Raw genomic sequence first — 18,920 nt, 5'->3', positions numbered from 1 at the left:
CATTGGCGTGGTTTTTTTATGAATTTTAGTATCTTCAAAATCTAAATACAATCCATGGCGCTTTTTAAAAAAGACCCACTTCAAATCATAGCATTCCAAAGCTACGGCACAGCCAAACATTTTTACGTGAGAGGACGTGCGCTTGAAGATGAAACCATTAATCTCGAAGACAAAAATCTTATCAATCTTATCGTTAATACCTGGAAACGATTTGAAACAGATGAGATAAAGAATGTTGGGCTTAATGTAAAGTTATCCAACGGAAAAATATTTAAAGTGATGACCGATGACCAGGGTTACTTTAAGGTCGATGAGCCGTTTGAAGATTTAGACAAGCTGGCTAATAGTGAAGGCTGGGTCACTTTTGAGGTTTCGTACGATGATGTAAATATTAAGCGTACCATTCAAAATGAAAATCGTTTTCCGGCTGAATTGTTAATTCCAGCGCCAGATGCTGAATTCGGTGTGGCTAGTGACATCGACGACACCATTTTACATACAGGCGTTGTTTCGTATTTAAAGTGGCGGGTGGTCGTTAATACGGTTTTTAGGCATGCTAAAAATAGAATTCCGCTAAAAGGCGCGGCCGATTTTTACCATCGCTTGCATCGTGGTTCTACGGGCGATAAGGCCAACCCTATTTTTTATGTGAGCCATAGCCCTTGGAATCTTTACCGTTATTTAGAGTTGTTTTTAAAACAAAACGATTTTCCGAAGGGTCCCATTTTATTGCGAAGTTTTAAAACCATGTTTAAAAAGCGACAAGAAGGCGAAAAACCGCAAAAACAAAATGAGATTATTAACCTATTGGAAACCTATCCGCACTTACCCTTTATCCTTATAGGTGATTCTGGCGAGCATGACCCTGATATCTACATTGAAATTGCCGAGGCTTACCCTGGGCGTATTAAGGCTATCTACCTAAGAAGTGTAAAGCACAAAAAGAAAATTATACGCGTACAGGGTTTATTGAAGAATTACAAATCGACTCCAGCATTATTAGTAAATTCTAGTGAGGAAGCGATTGAGCATGCACGCTCCAACGGATTTATAGGCCCCTCTTAATCTCCCCAAAGGGGAGAAACTCTTACTCGGGCGCAGAAATCTATATCTCAGCTCTGTGCCTCTAAGCGAAATTTGTGTCTTTTACTCTGCGCAAGCTCCGTGTTGTCTCTGTGTATCTCTGTGTGATTTTGATAGAGACAGATTGGTGAATCCCGATGTTTCGGGAGTGAAATACGTGTCTTTTTATACGTGAAGCACGTGTCAAACTATTCGAAATAATTATAACTCTCCAATTGCGATTGAACCGCTTTCCCTTCCAAAGTCACATACTCATTGTTCTGTTCGGCAACAATGATTCGGGCTTTGACGTTGTCTCTAAATTGAAGCTCCAATAAGTCTTTAATAATTTTGAAATTATCTGGGTCCAAAACAGGAGTTACAACTTCAATTCTGTGGCTGAGGTTGCGTTTCATCCAATCGGCCGAGCCAATATAAAGTTGTTCATCGCCACCGTTTCCGAACAAATACACCCGTCCATGTTCCAAAAATCGGTCGACGATACTGATGACTTCAATATTTTCACTTTGGTTTTTAATGCCTGGTACCAAACAGCAAATACTACGAACCAACAATCTAATCTTCACGCCTGAGTTACTTGCTTTGTAGAGTAATTCAATCATTTTTTTATCTTCAAGACTATTCAATTTTAGCATAATTGACGCAGGCTTTCCGGCGTTAACCAATGCGATTTCTCGCTCTACCATCATACTGAATTTATGACGTGCTGTAAATGGCGACACCAATAATTTCTTCACTTTAGGAATAATAAGTTTGCCTTGCAGAACCATAAACACGCGATTCAATTCTTTCGTGATTTTTTTATTGGCTGTCATCAAACCATAATCTGTGTAGAGTTTTGAGGTGTTTTCATTGAAATTTCCGGTGCCGATATAACAGTAACGTTTTTCTTTTCCGTTGACGTTTCGTTCTATATAGAGAATTTTAGAATGCACTTTGATGGCTGGATAACTGTAAATGACCGTTGCGCCGTTTTGTTTAAAAATTTCGCCCCATTTAAGATTGTTTTCTTCATCAAATCGGGCTTTGGCTTCAATAAATATTACGACATTTTTACCATTTTTTGAGGCATTGGCAATGGCATCGTTTAAGCGGGATTCTTTAGCAACACGGTATAAGGTCATCTTAATTGTAGTGACCGTTGGGTCTTCCGAGGCTTCTTCCAATAATCTTATGATAGGCTCAAATGACTGATAGGGGTAATGAATCAGCTGGTCTTTATGGTCAATAGCATCAAACATAGAATTGAACTCATCCAACATCGGGTGCGGTTTCGGTTCTAATTTTATATTGGAAAGCTGTTTGTCTGTCGGGTTGGGAAAGCCAAAAAAGTCTTTAAAGTTATGATGTGCACCACCTTTGATAATATCAGCCGAAGTAACATCCAGCACGGTTTCTAGATTATTGAGAATCACATCTGGAATTTCAGAATCAACCAGTAATCTCGTGGCTTGTCCCGTATCTCTTTTCTGCAATGAGTTTTTTATTTTCTCGGCAAGGTTGCCAGAGAATTCATCTTCGATATAAAGCTCAGCGTCGCGGGATAATTTAAATTCGTAATAATCCAACGTATTTTGTTGGTGCTTCAGCTTCAGGCTATGTTTTAAAATGTCGTCAATAAATGTAATGTAGTGTTGACCATCCACTTCCGGAAAGACAAAAAAGCGGTCTTCGTTTTGTGGTATTTCTACAATTTCAAACGTGTCATCATCGAGCTGTGCTGTGAGATAAAGCCCTTCGTTGTCAACAAATACAGGCGTTTTACTTCCGCTTTTAAAGGTTTCTGACTTTAGATTGGCTTTCAAATTTGAATTGAAATAATCATCGGCAATCTTCTGTTGTTCCGACGAAAAGTCCTCAACCGAAATAAGGTGGATGCCATTTGCCTTTAATTCTGGAAGGATTTGTGTGATATAGATGTTGCCGAATTCTTCCTGTTGCAAATGCACCTGCTTTTTAATTTCCTTTAAAACGGCATTTGGTTTGGTAATCAGTTTCTTTCGTAAGGGTTTGGTTAGGTCTTTAATCTGGCGGATATCAGAAACCCTGACCTTGAAAAACTCATCTAAATTTGAAGAGAAAATCGCCAAGAATTTGATGCGTTCATAAAGAGGGTTGGTTTTGTCCGACGCTTCTTGAAGTACACGGTGGTTAAAACGCAACCACGATAAATCGCGATGAAAGAATTTGGTGTTATATAACGAGGCCATGGTCTCTTAGTTTAGTAAAAACAAAGGACGACAAATATTGAGTTTGGGAAGTGCTTTAACCTGTAAATAGCTAACCCTAAAGCGAGTTAGAAGAGTCCGTTGATTTCGGCATCGATTCTGTTGATGATACCGCCCAAATCTTCGGGATTGTCGACAAAATCTAAATTGTCAACATCAATAATCAATAATTTTCCTTTGTCGTAGCCATGAATCCAAGCTTCATAACGCTCGTTGAGTCGACTTAAGTAGTCAATGCTTATGGTATTTTCGTAATCGCGTCCACGTTTGTGGATTTGATTCACCAAATTAGGAATAGAACTACGTAAATAAATCAGTAAATCTGGGCCTTTAACGAAGGATTCCATTAATTCGAATAGTGACGAATAGTTTTCAAAATCGCGATTGGTCATTAAGCCCATAGCATGCAAATTCGGTGCGAAAATAAAGGCATCTTCGTAGATGGTTCTATCTTGAATGATGTCCTTGCCACTCTGCTGAATCTGATTGATTTGCCTAAACCGACTGTTTAAGAAATACACCTGAAGGTTAAAACTCCAACGTTCCATTTGGTTGTAGAAATCATCTAAATACGGGTTGTCAACAACGTCTTCTAATTGCGCCTCCCATTTGTAGTGTTTAGCGAGTAATTTGGTAAGCGTGGTCTTCCCAGCGCCGATGTTTCCAGCAATGGCAACGTGCATATAGAGTGATTTTACAGTTGGTATTCGATAAGTTTATCGCGACTGTAAATATACAAGGTTTCGTTGGTTACCAAAAATTGATTGATTAAAAAATCGGGCGACGCAACGGAAGTAATGTCGTTGGTTTCAGAATTGAGTCTATACAACTGATTTTCCTTTTTTAGGATGAGAATGCCATCGGAGTAAGCGAGTTCCGTGTATCCGTTATTTGGAATTTTTTTCAGCATACTGCCGAAGTAATTGTAAAAATGAATATTGTTCTCCGTAAGTAAAATACAGCTGTTATAATCGCTTACTAAATCGAGCGCATTAGACTTTACAGGTTGTGTGACGAGTTTCGTTTTTCGGTTGAGGTATTCAAATAATTCCAATCGTTGTTCATCTTGGTTAAATAACCAAAAGGCATTGTCTGAAGCAGGAGAGACCAAGCTCACGTTTTTAAAATCTTCGCCCTGATTGAAATCTATTTTAGTGATTTCTGCCAAACGATTATCCAACAAAACCACCGTATTGAAATCTCGATAAAACAGATTTAGCTTTAAAGGATTAAAGGCGTTAAGCCTATCGATTTCCCCTAATTGGAAGTTGGCGTATTTGATTAAAGTGTCACTGGATTTCTTTATGATGGTATTGTTCTTCATGCTGAAATAGAAACTGCCAAAACGGTCAACATCCAATAGTTTTTCAGCTTTGAATTGAGCGACATCTGAAGTAGCGTTAGAAATTTCTTTCTGGCCTGAACAAGTAAACGAAAGACAGAGCAGAACCAAGGAAAGGATATGTTGAAACCGACCATACATATAACGAAGATACGGTAAAATCCCATCCTAACCTTCCCGAAGGGAAGGAACTCTTACTCATGCGTAACCTGTATGCAACTCGTTGTTCATCTGTGTATCTCCGTGAATTTTTATCTCCCCACATCTAATCCGTCAACTTATACCCAAATCCACGCACATTCAAAATTTGAAGACGCTCATCTTTCTTCAATTTTTTACGGAGTTTGGTAATAAAGACATCCATGCTTCGGGCGGAGAAGAAGTCATCATTGCCCCAAAGTTTATTTAAGATAAGTGACCGGTCCAAAACCGAATTTTTATTCTTAATGAGATGAAATAAGAGATGCGCTTCGCGATGAGTGAGTTGCTCGCCTTCTTCGTTTTTGTAGGTAAGTTGTTGTTTAGGAAAATTAAAAGTGAAATCTCCAATAGTAAGGACTTCTGAAGTCTTTTGTGTTTCAGTACGACTGATAAGATTATGAATCCGAACAATAAGCTCCTCCATGCTGAATGGCTTTTTGAGATAATCGTTCCCGCCAATGGAAAAGCCTTCTACTACATCTTGGGTTTGCGATTTTGCGGTCAAAAAGATGATAGGAATGTCGTCATCAATTTCCCTTATCTCCTTAGCCAAAGTAAAACCGTCTTTTTTGGGCATCATAACATCCAAAACCAAAATTTCGGGTCTGTGAGCCTGATAGGCTTCCAAGGCTTTATTGCCATCTTCGCAAAGCGTCACTTTAAAATCTCGGGTTTCTAGGCTTTCCTTAATGATTTGGCCCAAGGCAGATTCGTCTTCCGCTAATAACAAGTTAATTTTCTCAGACATTTGGCAAGTTGATTTTAAAACTGGTCCAATTATTTTTAAGTCTGAGGTTTATTGCTCCTCCGTGTTTTTCAATAATGGATTTTGTGTAATACAGTCCTATGCCGAAGCCTTTTACATTATGCGTGTTGCCTTGAGGGACTCGGTAGAATTTTTCAAAAATACGCTGTTTGTTTTCGGGCTTTAGGTTGGTGCCGTTGTCCGATATAACGATAGTGGTTTCGTGTTTGTTTTGCGTAAAATCAACGTTTATGGTGTCGCCTCCATATTTTACAGCATTGTCGAGGATGTTGTTTAAAGCATTTTCAAAATGAAAAACATCAACATTTAATAGCCATGTATTATCTGCAATTGTCGGATTAAAAGTTTTGTCTGGGAACTGCACCGCATAGCGATTTACCATAGTGCTCAACAAGGCAGAAACATCGCTTTGTTCTTTGTTCAGTTCTAGATGTTCGCTATCTAGCGTTGCGGTTTCCAATAGTTTTTCAACCATTAAGTTTAGCTTGCTGAGTTGACCCGCGGACATATCCAAGTAGTTTTTGGTTTTGGTTTTGTCTTCGAGGGCGTCAAAATTATTCAAGCTTTCCAAAGCCACACCAATGGTGGCGATTGGCGTTTTAAACTCATGCGTGATATTGCTGATAAGGTCGTTTTTTATTTCGGCCAATTGCTTTTGTTCCTTTATGATTTTCAGGAGATAAAATAAACAGCTGATAATGGCTAGTACCAATAAGGTGGAAATCAGGATGCCCGCTGAACTCCGTTGCAAAATCTCTTTAGTCTCGTTGCTGAAATTAATTTTTATGGCAGAATTATCCGGAAGCATAGAGGATTCAGAATAGGTGCTTAAAATTAAAGCGCCCAAATCCCGTTCCTCAGCTTCAACAATAATAAGGTCGTCCTTAAATCGATTAGATTCCTCTTTTTCATATTCCAGAGAAAAGTCAATATTTATATTTTTTCGTTCCAATTCCTTAGCCAATAAATCTTCGACGGTTTTGAGGTTTAGAGTGTCATTGGTGACTTTAATCATGATGGATTTAGTCAAAAATTCAAAGTCCTTTATTGTTGTTTGCGAGGAATCTCCAAAGCGTTTCCATTTTTTTAGTTCTGTTTTCAAAGAATCAAATCCTATAGGTTTATATTCTTTGTGGATGGCCTCGTTCATGGAGTCCGCCTTTAGGCCTGTAAATACTTTTATGTCTTGGATATTATCAATCTTAATAGAATCCAATCTATTGTAGGAGCCATCTGGGCGGTCTATTTGGCTAGTAATCTGGCTAAGTAGTCCACCTTCTTTAAAGGCATCTTCATGGTTGCTCTCAGATAATTGAAATCCCAAGGTCGTCTGCTCCGCTAAATCGGTAAAATAGTTGTTTACGGAACGGTCTAAACTGGTTTGTACATCACTTATCAATTGCTCCTTGTTGGTAATGTAGTTCTTGTAATTCCAATAGAATTGAATACCAATAGTAGCAACAATAACTACGATGATTATGTACAATATATAACGGTATCTTCTGTCGTTCATAGGTGCAATTTAGCGCATAAACCCTAAGAAAACTAATCGGTTAACACTCGTTAACGCTGGTTAACTATTGCAATGGATTGTATTTTTCAAATTTGTAGTGTACTAATCAAAAACAACATATTATGAAAACTATTATCACAAGCTTAGCTATTTTTATGACCGCCTTTACCTTTGGCCAGACATTAACAGGAAATGCTAAAAAAACGACTTTAAAAGATGCAAAAGTCACAGATTTTAAAATTGAAGTGACTGTAGATGATGCCCAGGAATTGGAATCTACATTTAAAGTAGAGGATTTTAGAGAAATTTTAAATGAGTCCGAGCCAGGAGAAGCGGTCACTTTCAAACTAACCTGCAATGGACGAGTCTTAGATAACGGCGTAAAATCCCATGTATCTTACAAGATTGAAGGCAACACTAACAACATTGACGACTTTTTGGAAGGTGTAAAAAAAGTCAGGGAAGCAGGAATTAAATATTACAACAAAAAATAAATTGAAAACAATGATTAGAATTTTAGTCTTAGTATTGGCACTGGTAAGCACCAGTGCTTTTGCGCAGGAATTTCAAGGTATAGCAACCTACAAAACCAAACGTCATATCGACATTAAGCTAGATAGCACAAAAGCCAATGATGCTATGCGACAGCAGATGATTGAAATGATGAAAAAGCAGTTTGAAAAAACCTTCACGCTCAGTTTCAATAAATCGGAGTCCATTTATAAGGAAGAAGAATCCTTATCTAAGCCACAGGTTGGTGGCATTGGTGGAGATTTTCAGATTATGACCATTGGCAGTGGCGGTGGTGGAGATATCTACTATAAAAATACGGCTGAGAACCGATACGTTAACCAAACAGATACCTACGGGAAAATATTTCTTATTAAAGATGATATTGAAAAGCGCGAATGGCAATTAGAACCACAGACGAAATATATTGGAGAATACCTTTGCCATGAAGCGACGCTCACCGAAGAGTATGAGTATACGGAAATGAGACGAAGTAGTGACGAAGATAAGGAGCCGGAAACTACTATGAGAGAACGCGTTATTACGGCGTGGTATACGCTTCAAATTCCCGTGAATTCTGGTCCTGCTGATTATCAGGGATTGCCAGGATTAATTATGGAAATAGATGTTGATAACGGAAAGCAATCCATCCTTTGTAGTAAAATTGTCCTTAATCCGAAGGACCAAGTTGATATCAAAGAACCGTCAAAAGGGAAAGAAATCAGTCAGAAAGATTTTGACGATGTCATGGAGAAAAAATCCAAAGAGATGATGGAGCGTTTCCGTCCTAGAAATGGTCGAGAAGGCGAGTCCATAGAAATTAGAATCGGTGGATAAAACCTTAACATTAGTTTAACTGATTTAGGTTAAACGAATTCATGACTTGGGAGTCTAATTGTTTTTAGAGTCGGTTTAAAATCTGACCCTTGTGTTAAGATTTTGGTAATCGAACATGTTTTGTTCAACAATTAATTAAATTTGTTTAACAAAATTAACTCTAGAACAATTAGTTATGAAAGCATTGGCATTAAAACTCAGTCTTATTCTATTGGCATTCCTGTTTTCGGGACAGCCGACAACAAATGATGATTTCCAAGGAAAGGCCTATTATATTTCAAAATCCACAATGGACTTGGGACAGTGGGGCGCCCGACTTAGCGAAGCTCAAAAAAAGCAAGTTATGGCACGAATGAAAAATCGTTTGGAGAAGACCTATATTTTGACTTTCAATAAGGAAGAATCCATTTTTGAAGAAGATGACAAGCTAGATGCCATGTCTGGAGCAACGGATAGTTGGGGGAGTAATTTCACAGCCGGCAAGTCCTACAAAAATGTAAAGGATAACGAGTTGGTTCAGAAGCAAGAGTTTTACGGAAAGCGCTTTTTAGTTAAGGATAAATTACCGGCGATTGCATGGCAGATGGGAACGGAAACCAAGATGATTGGACAATACAATTGCTTTAAAGCGACAGCGTCTGTCCCGACTTCGGAGTTAGAATGGTATAATTTTTCTTGGTCAGAAATGCGTCAAAATGAAGAATCAGAAGATGGCGAAACACCAGAAATACCTATGACCGAAGTGGAAGCTTGGTATACGCCACAGATTCCGGTAAGTCATGGGCCTTCAGAATATTGGGGATTACCAGGTTTAATTTTAGAAGTCAGCGCGGGAAATACTACGATGCTGTGTTCAAAGTTAATATTGAATCCTGAAGAAAAAGAAGATATTGAGGCGCCAGATAATGGCAAGGAAATAAATAAGGTAGATTACAAAAAAACGATTATTGAGAAAATGCAGGAGTTTAGAAATAATCGTGGACGCCGAAGAGGTTAACTAAACGTTAAAAACGAAACCAGCTTGATTTAATAACTAAATTTGAATTCAAATCATAACATCAGATACAGCATGAAAGCTATTTTTTCAAGATTCGGAATCGTTTTACTAATGGTACTAATGACCACAGGCGTTAGTGCCCAAGACTTTCAAGGTAAAGCCTATTATTCCTCAAAGACCTCAGTAGATATGAGTCGTTGGGGCGGAAGTCAGATGAGTGAGCAACAGAAGAAAGCCATCATGGACCGTATGAAAAGTTTCTTGGAAAAGACCTACGTGCTGACTTTCAATAAAGAAGAATCCCTATTTAAAGAAGAAGAAAAATTAGAAGCTGGAGCTGGTGGTGGTGGGTTTGGTTCATGGGGAAGTAGTTTTTCGCCAGGACCACAGTATAAAAACGTAAAGACCAAGACGTATTTACAAGACCAAGAATTCTTCGGAAAACAGTTTTTGATTAAAGAAGAGATGCAAGCTTTTGATTGGAAAATGACTTCAGAATCAAAGCAAATCGGAAAATACACGGCTTACAAGGCCATTACCATGCGACCTGAAAAGGAGGTGAGTCCAGAAAATTCGTTTAGACGCCGAGGTAACAGAGATGAAGAAACCAAGAAAGCGGATAGTACCAATACAGACGTCGCATCCGCGGAAGACGAACCTGAAGAGGAAAAAATGGTCGAAGTCATTGCTTGGTTTACACCACAGGTTTCGGTAAGTCAAGGCCCAGCTGAATATTGGGGCTTACCAGGGTTAATCCTTGAGCTAAGCGCAGGGAACACCGTTATGCTTTGTACAAAAATTGTGATGAATCCAGGCGAACCAGAAGAGATAAAAGTACCAGAGAAAGGCGAGGTCGTAACCAAAGCAGAATACACTCAAATAATTACAGACAAAATGGAGGAAATGAGGAACAACCGTGGCCGAGGCCGTGGCGGAAGGTCCAGATTCTAAACTTCATTGACACACATTAATTTCATCAACCACTAACTCAATGAAACATCTAATTACACTTGTGCTACTTTGTGTAGCAAGCACAGCCTTTGCCCAAATTAAAATGCAAGGTGTTGTAAAAGACAGCTCTGGCGTCGCTTTAGAACTCGCCAATGTCATTGCCATGAATGATTCCACCAAAACCTTGGAGTCTTTCGCCGTAACCAATGACAAAGGCCGTTATAATTTATCCTTAAGTAAAAACACCAAGTATAAGCTACAAGTGAGCTACATTGGCATGAAGACTTATGAAGAAGTCATCACCACAAAAGAAGAGGGTTTTACAAAAGATTTCATTCTCAAGGCCGACAATGAATTAGATGCCATAGAATTGACTTATAATATGCCTGTAGTGGTTAAAGGCGATACCCTGATTTATAATGTAGATTCTTTTAAAAATGGCTCAGAACGGAAGCTCGGCGATGTACTGGAAAAGCTTCCTGGTGTAGAAATCAATGAAAATGGTCAGATTGAAGTCGAAGGTAATGTGGTACAAAAAGTGACCGTTAACGGGAAAGATTTCTTTGACGGAGACAGTAAATTGGCTAGTGAAAATATACCATCTAACGCCGTAGATAAAATTGAAGTTCTTCGGAATTTTTCTGAAGTCGGGCAATTACGAAGCGTACAGAACAATCAAAACAATTTCGCATTAAACATTAAGCTTAAAGAAGGAAAAGAAAACTTCTGGTTTGGTGATATTACTGTAGGTGCAGGTGCTGCGCCATCACCAAATGACGAACTCTATTTGGTACAGCCCAAACTCTTTTATTACAGTCCTAAGTACAGTCTCAATGTTATTGGCGACATGAATAATATTGGAGAACCTGCACTTTCAAACCGAGATGTTCGAAATTTCGGAGGAGGTTTTAGAGCGCCTAGTAGAGATAGCGGAACAAGCATTAATCTTGGAGATAACGGTTTACAGGGATTAACCAATGCGCGTAACGCCCAAAAGGTAGAGTCTAAACTTTTGGCAACCAATTTTAGTTACTCGCCAAAGAAAACATTGGATTTAAGTGGTTTCGTAATTTTTAATACAACGAGATTGAATACGAGACAAGAGAGTTTTATTCGCTATACAGATGCAGATTTGGGTATTCCGGACGAAGAAACAATTAATACAGGTCGTGAGGCTTCAGACCAAGGTATTGCCAAGTTGAGCGCTTCGTACAAACCAAATTTCAATAATCAATTAGACTATGATATTTTGGGGCGACTGTCAAAAGATTCTGAACGTCAATCCGAATTGTCTTCAGTTATTGGCCAAACATCACAGTTAGATGAAGTGACGCCATTCAGTATCAATCAAAGTTTGAATTACTATTACACGCTCAACGAAAACAACATTTTCGCACTAGAGGCACAACATTTAATTAAGAATGAGGACCCATTCTACAATGCGTTTTTAAATAATGACCCAACTAATAACGATACGGCTAATGACGACGCCTATGATGAAACAGCTGAGCAATTGGGCTTAGATAGAACCCTTGATTTTTACGATATAGGACAGAATCAAAAGGTGAAATCCAATCAGCTGGATGCGAAGTTAGATTACTATAATATTCTTAATGCCAAAAGTAACATCAGCTTTACGCTTGGTACTATTTTAAGCCGTCAGGATTTCAATTCCAATATATTTCAGTTCTTAGATAATGGAAACACGCAAAACGCGGACCCAACTATCAATGATACAGACGGAAACCCATTGGGTGCCGTAAATGATACACAATATAATTTTAGTGACATTTATGTAGGGACACGATACAATATTAGAACAGGTAAATTCACATTTAGACCAGGGCTTTCACTTCATGCCTACGGTAACCAAAACACACAGTTTGGAGAAACTTTTGAAGATAATTTCTTTAGAGTCTTACCTGAGTTTGAAGCTCGAGTGCAATTCAAAAAATCGGAAAGCTTAACCTTTAATTATAGAATGACGAATCAGTTTACGGACGTCACAAGGATAGCTGAAGGCTTGGTGCTTAACAGTTTTGACAACCTAAGCTATGGTAATTCTGAATTGTTAAACGGCTTGCAACAAAATCTAAGTTTGTTCTATCAGAGTTTCAACTTATTTAATAATACTAGAGTTTTTGCCCGAGTAGCTTACAGTAAGAATGAAGACCAAATAAGAACTTTGACCAATTTTGAAAATGTCATTAGAACAGGGACATTTTTCAACTCACCATTTGCTGATGAAACCTTATCAGCATTCGGAAGTTGGAACAAAACCTTTGGGAAATTGAGAGTAGGAATGAATACAAATTTTAATTACAGCCTAAATAATCAGTTTGTTAATGGCAGGCAATCGGTCAATGAATCATTTACACAGAGTTACCGTCCTGAATTTAGAACCAATTTTAGGGAAGCACCAAACGTAAGATTACGTTATGATTATTCGGTTACTAATGCTGACCAAGGTACTAGAACTACACGAATTGTACGTAACTCGCCATCGATTCGTTTTGATGCCTACATCTGGAATTCTGTGACCTTTGTAACGGATTATGCGTATACCAATCAAGATGATGGAGAGCGTTCAGATTCGTTTCAAACCTGGAGTGCGCGTTTAGGCTATCGTAAGGATAGGGATGCCAAATGGGAGTATGAAATAAGAGCCAATAACATCTTGAATATTGATGCCAATATCAATAACAATGTAAGCAATTTGGCAGTCTTTAATTCAGCAACATTCTTACAACCACGCTTCATCACCTTTAGAGCGATTTATACCTTATAATATTTCCACAACATTTTTTAGAAAGCCCATTGTAACTTTTGCAATGGGCTTTAACAGTTTTAGGATTTTAGATGTGGTGCAATAATCGTAATTTGTAGGTCTTAAACTAACATAACTATGATATCAAAATCTTCAATTTTAAGTTTGGCTTTGCTGTTTGCAGTAAGCCTGTCTTTTGCTCAAGACAATAATCCTGTCATTGAGAACATGGTCAAAGAGGCCAATGAAAATTCACAGCTCGAAAAACTGGCCCACGAATTATTAGACGTTGTTGGCCCTCGTTTGGTTGGGACACCACAAATGCAGAACGCACATGATTGGGCGGTCGCCAAATACAAATCTTGGGGTATCGATGCCCGAAATGAAAAGTGGGGCGAATGGCGTGGCTGGGAACGTGGAATAACGCATATTGATATGTTGTCGCCACGAGTACAAACAATTCAAGGTATGCAGTTGGCGTGGAATCCGAGTACGTCTTCCGATGGCGTTACGGCTGAAGCTATTGTCTTACCAGAAAACATTAAGGATTCATTAGACTTCGTAAAATGGTTACCAAACGTCAAAGGAAAATTTGTGATGGTAAGCATGAAACAACCCACAGGTCGACCAGATTATAACTGGGAAGAATTTGCGACTGAAGAATCTTTCGAAAAAATGAAAGAAGCCAGAGATGAGCAATCTCAAGAGTGGCGTGCTAACCTAAATAGAGCAGGTTATAATGGGAGAAGTATCATTACTGCGTTGGAAGATGCTGGTGCCTCGGGTATTATTGCCAGTTATTGGTCTAGAGGTTTTGGGGTTAATAAAATATTTAGTGCTCGTACTAAGACAATTCCAACGGTAGATTTAGAGTTAGAAGATTACACTATGTTATACCGTTTGGCCGAATACGGAAGCAAACCAACCTTAAAGATTGTAGCTGAAAGTAAAGAATTAGGTCGTGTGCCTACCTTTAATACCATTGCAGAAATTAAAGGCTCAGAGAAACCAGAAGAGTACGTCATTCTCTCAGCCCATTTTGATTCGTGGGATGGTGCAACTGGTGCAACGGACAACGGAACGGGGACTTTGGTTATGATGGAAGCCATGCGTCTTTTGAAGAAATTTTATCCAAACCCAAGGCGTACTATTCTAGTTGGGCATTGGGGAAGCGAGGAGCAAGGTCTCAATGGGTCTAGGGCCTTTGTAGAAGATAATCCAGAGATAGTGAAGAATGTTCAGGCATTATTTAATCAAGATAACGGAACGGGACGTGTCGTTAACATTTCTGGAGCAGGATTTTTGCATGCTTATGACTATTTATCGAGCTGGTTAAATGCGGTTCCAGATGACATTACACAACACATTGAAACTAATTTCCCAGGTATTCCGAGTGGAGGAGGTTCGGATAACGCTTCCTTTGTGGCCGCTGGTGCTCCAGCCTTTAATCTGAGTGCTTTAAATTGGTCGTACTGGAATTACACCTGGCATACCAACCGAGATACCTATGACAAAGTGGTCTTTGATGATGTAAGAAGCAATGCGATTCTTACCGCTATTTTAACGTATATGGCGTCCGAAGACCCTGAAACGACCTCTAGAGAAAAGATTGTTTTGCCAATTAACCCAAGAACAGGAGAACAGCGTACTTGGCCAGAGCCACGTTCACCTCAGCGAGATGGGGGACGGAACTAAAATCAAAAAAACCTTTTTAGCTACTTAGCATAGTTGCAATGGCGGAGATTTCTTAGATGAATTACCTTTTTTTTAGCAATTATTGATCACGTAAAACGCGCCCAGTTATTGTAGTGTCAAAAATTGCATCGAAGGTATAAAATGATTCTCCTGTAATATTAAATTCTATGTATTCACCAACTTCACCTAAGGAGGTTATATGTATTGTACCTGAAAAAAACTGAAAAGGTAATATGTTTTCAGAATAATATGCGCTGAAGTATATTTGGGTATCATTTCCGTTTCCAAATGCGCATGGTCCATCTGGGTAAACTATGGGATAACTTCCCACGCCATCAAATTGGCATGTATTTAATCTAAATTCTATAGTCTCAGAAAAGGGCACCCAATCTATAACTAAGTTACCTTCATTATCTATTTGTGCATCAAAACTATAATCAGTACTTAAATTTTCAAAGATTGACAATGATTTGGTGTATCCATCTGGAAAAATGAAATAAGGTTCTAATTCTATGTTCATATATTCGAGTAGTTCTGAACATGTACTAATGTCTCCAACATCAGTATTATCTTCTGAAAACTGATAGAAAATTGGGCCAATACTTTCGTTAGATTCAAAGTCAACACCTATTATTGAGAAATCATTATCCATAGCACAACGTAGTAAACTAGTTTCAAAATTTCCATCAGTAATTGTACTTATAACATCTTGACCATCATGGTTAATTTGTACATAGCCATTTGCAATAGGACCACCGTCACAATCTAAGAAAGAACCTGTAATCGTTTCTGAAATTAGGTTTTGGCTTGGAATGGAATCAATATATATGTCTATTGCGCTGTCTTCAGAAAAAGAACCAATATTCTGATCTAAAATCGTATCGGTAGTACAGGTTCCAACATAATTGACATTCAAAGTAATTGCTACATTAGTAGGAACTGGAAGGCATAATTCTCCTTGTTCGTCAAAAACACCAGATATTGAGCCATATTCGGGAGCACTTAGGACGACTTCTAGATTGGATGAGACGTTATTTGCATTTGACATCACGTTAGACGTGTTGTCATTCAAATTAATACAAAGATTTGCTGTGTCAAACGGTACGTCACAATTCCAAGTACTAAAATGTGAAACTGTACCCACGTAACTATTGCCCTCTAGAGTAGCAATGCCTTCTTCTACCCAAATACCATAAGTTTCATCAAAATGCCAAAGCGGTATTGTGTTTGGGGCATTTGCTAGGAGAGATTGATTAAGGGGTATTGTTATCTGAGCCGTAGATCCAGCAGCAATGTTAAGCTTCTCACCGTTATCGGTCAAAAGCTCAACAGTCAGCATGCCATAAGTTTTAAGAATTTGCGCCTCAGTATTATTATCCATGGCATATAACATGCCTGGCATTTGATTTTCTATCTCGCTGTTTGTGGCATCGAGATAATTTAGAACGACATTGATATTTCCGCTATGAATAACACCATCAGAGTTTTCATAAGCGCCTTTTAAATCTACACTAGCACCATTAAACAAGCTTATTGTTGTCTCTTCGCCACTGACCGTTGTTCCTCTTATGCTTTTTTCAAACATCACTATGCTGACATTATTTGTCCCAGACGTTGGAATCAAGGATCGCGAAGCGTTAAAATATCCATTTTTTTTAGCTTTCACATAGGCAAATCTTTCTTTTACAGTTGCATTTTTTATTACAAAAACACCGTTATTATCTGTAATTGCTTGACTGTCACCAATAGAAATTATAACATTTGAGAGTGGGGTATGGTTAACGTTAATTATTTTTCCAATAAAATCGTGACTCACATCTTGACCAAACCGTTCTGAAAAAATTTCAAGAAGAGGATTTGAATTACTGTCAATGTTTTGAGAATTATCATCTCCGATTTCACAATTTAACAGTAGTAACATAAAACCTAAATGCAGATAGCATGTTTTGATTTGAAATCTCATAAAAGAATGGATTGGTTTATATGTAGATACTAATTTTAAAGAATGGTTGCGTTACAACATAACAATTAAATAGAGCTTTCTCAATTGGGATGACTATTTTGTTACATATCTCTAATAAGATGCATAAACCCAGTAGTAGGTACATCTTCTTCAATTAATATTAAATTTACTCCATTAGCTTGAAATACGTCAATGGTGCCTGAGAATGAAATTTCAACAATCTCACCTACTTCACCAAAGGTTAGTACTTCTGCTGTACCAACAAAATTCCTTAGTCTTGGTTGCGAAAGTCCATCACCTAATTGAATCATACCATTTATAGTCATATTGGTGAAGGATTCAGAACTATCAAAGTCTCCAACACCATTATCTCCTGAATATATTCCAACTCCATTAAAGTTATTAAAATCTAAGAATATGAAATTAGAGTCGAATGATTGTATTGAATAGCCAGTTTTTAATATTTCACCATCGTTACATCTAAAATTAGAATCTGTATTTAAGCTTATTGGAAAAGGGGCTTCAATTTGTTGTACTGGAGGGTAGTCCCCAACTTGAAAATTTAGAAAATTGAAGGCATAATTGACACAAGAAGCAAGTGGACCAATATCTGTTGTAGGCGTAGAGAAATTGTAATTAATGGTGTCTGTAGATTGAGAGTCTGTAAAATCAATTCCAGTCAACGTAAAATTTGTTGATTCGTCACATCGGTAAAACGTTATTTCAAAAGTACCATCGGTAACTATATCTATGACTTCAACATCTCCATAAGAAAGTTTAACATAACCATCCGTCACAAATTCTTGGTTGCAATTGACAAAAATGCCAGTTACAGTTTCAGTAATTATTTCTGGTAAGGATGTATCTGATATTGTAAAGTCTAAATTAGTATCTGCATTAAACGGACCAATATCTGTTTCGTAAAAAGAATTAAATCCGCATGTATCTTGTATCCCAGCGCTTATTACTAATGCATCATTTGCAGGAACAAGCCCACAAACTTCGCCGTTTTCATTTGTAATACCACCAGAAGAACCAATAGTTGGACTCGTAATTAAAATATGTAAATTGGATAATGGATTTCCGTTGTCGTCAACAAATGTAGAACAGAAATTTACTGTTTCAACAGCAATATCATAATTCCAAAAGCTAAAGTGCGATACAGTACCTACATAATTACCGTTTTCAAGGTTAGCAATACCTTCTTCTACCCAAACGCCATAGGTCTCGTTAAAAGACCACAACGGTATTGATGCTGGAGCATCGTTTAATAAACTTTGAGGTATTGGTACGGAAATTTGAGCGTTGGATCCTTGAGCTATATTTAAGTCTTCATCATTTTCTCCTCGAAGTTCAATAGCAAGCATACCAAATGTTCGTAAAAGGCGCTCGTCATTTTCCGAATTTGCACCGTATAACATACCCGGCATCTGTAAGGCTATATCGTCGTCTTCTGGGTTGAGATAATGCATGCTAACGGAAACACTACCAGAATAGTTGTTCCCATTTTGGTCGATGTAATCACCTTTAAGTTCTAAACTCGATCCGTTAGATAAGCTAACGGTTTCAGGTGTCCCACTAGAAATATTACTCACATTATTAATAGGTAACATCATAATTTTAATCTTGTTGGTTCCTGTAGAGGGAACAACAGATCTTGATGCACTTATAAAGCCTTCTTTTTCAGCCTTTATATAAGCAAATCGAGTATTGATAGAAGCATTCGTAATTACAAAAACACCATTAGTGTCTGTGGTGGTGTTAGAGGTGCCTATGGTAATGGATACGCCTTCCAAAGGCAAACTATTTTTATTAGTAATAACCCCCAAAAAATCACCTTGAGTAGTAGCGCCAAAGTTTTGTGAAAACAATTCTAAATCGACATTAGAAATAAAATTTTCATTTGTATCAATGCTTTCATCTTTTTCGCAGCTTTGTACTATGAATAATAATAAGCAGAGAAAAGCGAAGTTTTTTAGATGATCCATAAAGCTTGTTTTTCTCTAATATAATTAAAAATAATTCATCAATAAAAAAGTCCTCACTGTAACATGAAGACTCTATATA

Annotated in this window: 14 protein-coding genes; 7 read left to right on the top strand and 7 right to left on the bottom strand. The window is 37.9% G+C overall.

Annotated elements, in window-relative coordinates; genetic code table 11:
* Positions 1 to 54: 54 nt before the first annotated feature.
* Complete coding sequence (locus ACFOSX_RS01255; RefSeq protein WP_386096219.1) at positions 55 to 1,065, top strand: App1 family protein; 1,011 nt, start codon at positions 55 to 57, stop codon at positions 1,063 to 1,065.
* Positions 1,066 to 1,271: 206 nt separating this feature from the next.
* Here ACFOSX_RS01255 and ppk1 read toward each other — a convergent pair whose 3' ends face one another.
* The 5 genes from ppk1 to ACFOSX_RS01230 form a co-directional block, all read right to left on the bottom strand.
* Positions 1,272 to 3,293, bottom strand: coding sequence for a polyphosphate kinase 1 (ppk1, locus tag ACFOSX_RS01250; protein WP_386096217.1), 2,022 nt, complete (start codon positions 3,291 to 3,293; stop codon positions 1,272 to 1,274).
* Between the two features lie 86 nt (positions 3,294 to 3,379).
* On the bottom strand, positions 3,380 to 3,994 hold the full coding sequence (locus ACFOSX_RS01245) for a deoxynucleoside kinase (protein ID WP_386096215.1): 615 nt from the start codon (positions 3,992 to 3,994) through the stop codon (positions 3,380 to 3,382).
* A gap of 11 nt (positions 3,995 to 4,005) precedes the next feature.
* Positions 4,006 to 4,794, bottom strand: a complete 789-nt coding sequence (locus tag ACFOSX_RS01240) for a hypothetical protein (protein ID WP_386096213.1) — start codon at positions 4,792 to 4,794, stop codon at positions 4,006 to 4,008.
* Positions 4,795 to 4,918: 124 nt separating this feature from the next.
* Positions 4,919 to 5,602 carry a response regulator transcription factor gene (locus ACFOSX_RS01235; protein WP_386096211.1) on the bottom strand — a complete coding sequence of 228 codons (684 nt, stop codon included), beginning with the start codon at positions 5,600 to 5,602 and terminating at the stop codon, positions 4,919 to 4,921.
* Positions 5,595 to 7,133 (bottom strand): sensor histidine kinase, encoded by a 1,539-nt coding sequence (locus ACFOSX_RS01230; RefSeq protein WP_386096209.1) that lies wholly within the window; start codon positions 7,131 to 7,133, stop codon positions 5,595 to 5,597. Before ACFOSX_RS01230 ends, ACFOSX_RS01235 begins: the two co-directional genes overlap by 8 nt.
* 122 nt (positions 7,134 to 7,255) lie before the next feature.
* Here ACFOSX_RS01230 and ACFOSX_RS01225 point away from each other — a divergent pair, with 122 nt between their 5' ends.
* The 6 genes from ACFOSX_RS01225 to ACFOSX_RS01200 all read left to right on the top strand — a co-directional run bounded on the left by ACFOSX_RS01225 (position 7,256) and on the right by ACFOSX_RS01200 (position 14,890).
* Positions 7,256 to 7,627, top strand: coding sequence for a hypothetical protein (locus ACFOSX_RS01225; RefSeq protein WP_386096207.1), 372 nt, complete (start codon positions 7,256 to 7,258; stop codon positions 7,625 to 7,627).
* Positions 7,628 to 7,637: 10 nt separating this feature from the next.
* Positions 7,638 to 8,480 carry a GLPGLI family protein gene (locus ACFOSX_RS01220; protein WP_386096205.1) on the top strand — a complete coding sequence of 281 codons (843 nt, stop codon included), beginning with the start codon at positions 7,638 to 7,640 and terminating at the stop codon, positions 8,478 to 8,480.
* A gap of 175 nt (positions 8,481 to 8,655) precedes the next feature.
* Entirely contained in the window at positions 8,656 to 9,477 is an 822-nt protein-coding gene (locus ACFOSX_RS01215) for a GLPGLI family protein (protein WP_386096203.1), read from the top strand.
* 72 nt (positions 9,478 to 9,549) lie between these two features.
* Positions 9,550 to 10,428, top strand: a complete 879-nt coding sequence (locus ACFOSX_RS01210) for a GLPGLI family protein (RefSeq protein ID WP_386096201.1) — start codon at positions 9,550 to 9,552, stop codon at positions 10,426 to 10,428.
* A 40-nt stretch (positions 10,429 to 10,468) separates the two neighbouring features.
* Positions 10,469 to 13,216, top strand: coding sequence for a carboxypeptidase regulatory-like domain-containing protein (locus ACFOSX_RS01205; RefSeq protein WP_386096199.1), 2,748 nt, complete (start codon positions 10,469 to 10,471; stop codon positions 13,214 to 13,216).
* A gap of 117 nt (positions 13,217 to 13,333) precedes the next feature.
* Positions 13,334 to 14,890: a M20/M25/M40 family metallo-hydrolase gene (locus ACFOSX_RS01200; RefSeq protein ID WP_386096197.1), complete on the top strand. Its 1,557-nt coding sequence runs from the start codon at positions 13,334 to 13,336 to the stop codon at positions 14,888 to 14,890.
* Between the two features lie 79 nt (positions 14,891 to 14,969).
* Here the strand turns inward: ACFOSX_RS01200 and ACFOSX_RS01195 are convergent, their stop codons facing one another.
* Positions 14,970 to 16,853, bottom strand: a complete 1,884-nt coding sequence (locus tag ACFOSX_RS01195) for a hypothetical protein (RefSeq protein ID WP_386096195.1) — start codon at positions 16,851 to 16,853, stop codon at positions 14,970 to 14,972.
* A gap of 101 nt (positions 16,854 to 16,954) precedes the next feature.
* Positions 16,955 to 18,841, bottom strand: a complete 1,887-nt coding sequence (locus tag ACFOSX_RS01190) for a carboxypeptidase-like regulatory domain-containing protein (RefSeq protein ID WP_386096193.1) — start codon at positions 18,839 to 18,841, stop codon at positions 16,955 to 16,957.
* Positions 18,842 to 18,920 lie beyond the last annotated feature (79 nt).

It is taken from the genome of Winogradskyella maritima (genome assembly GCF_042650215.1).
GTDB classification, from domain to species: domain Bacteria; phylum Bacteroidota; class Bacteroidia; order Flavobacteriales; family Flavobacteriaceae; genus Winogradskyella; species Winogradskyella maritima.
This window is presented reverse-complemented; position numbering and strand designations above follow the sequence as displayed.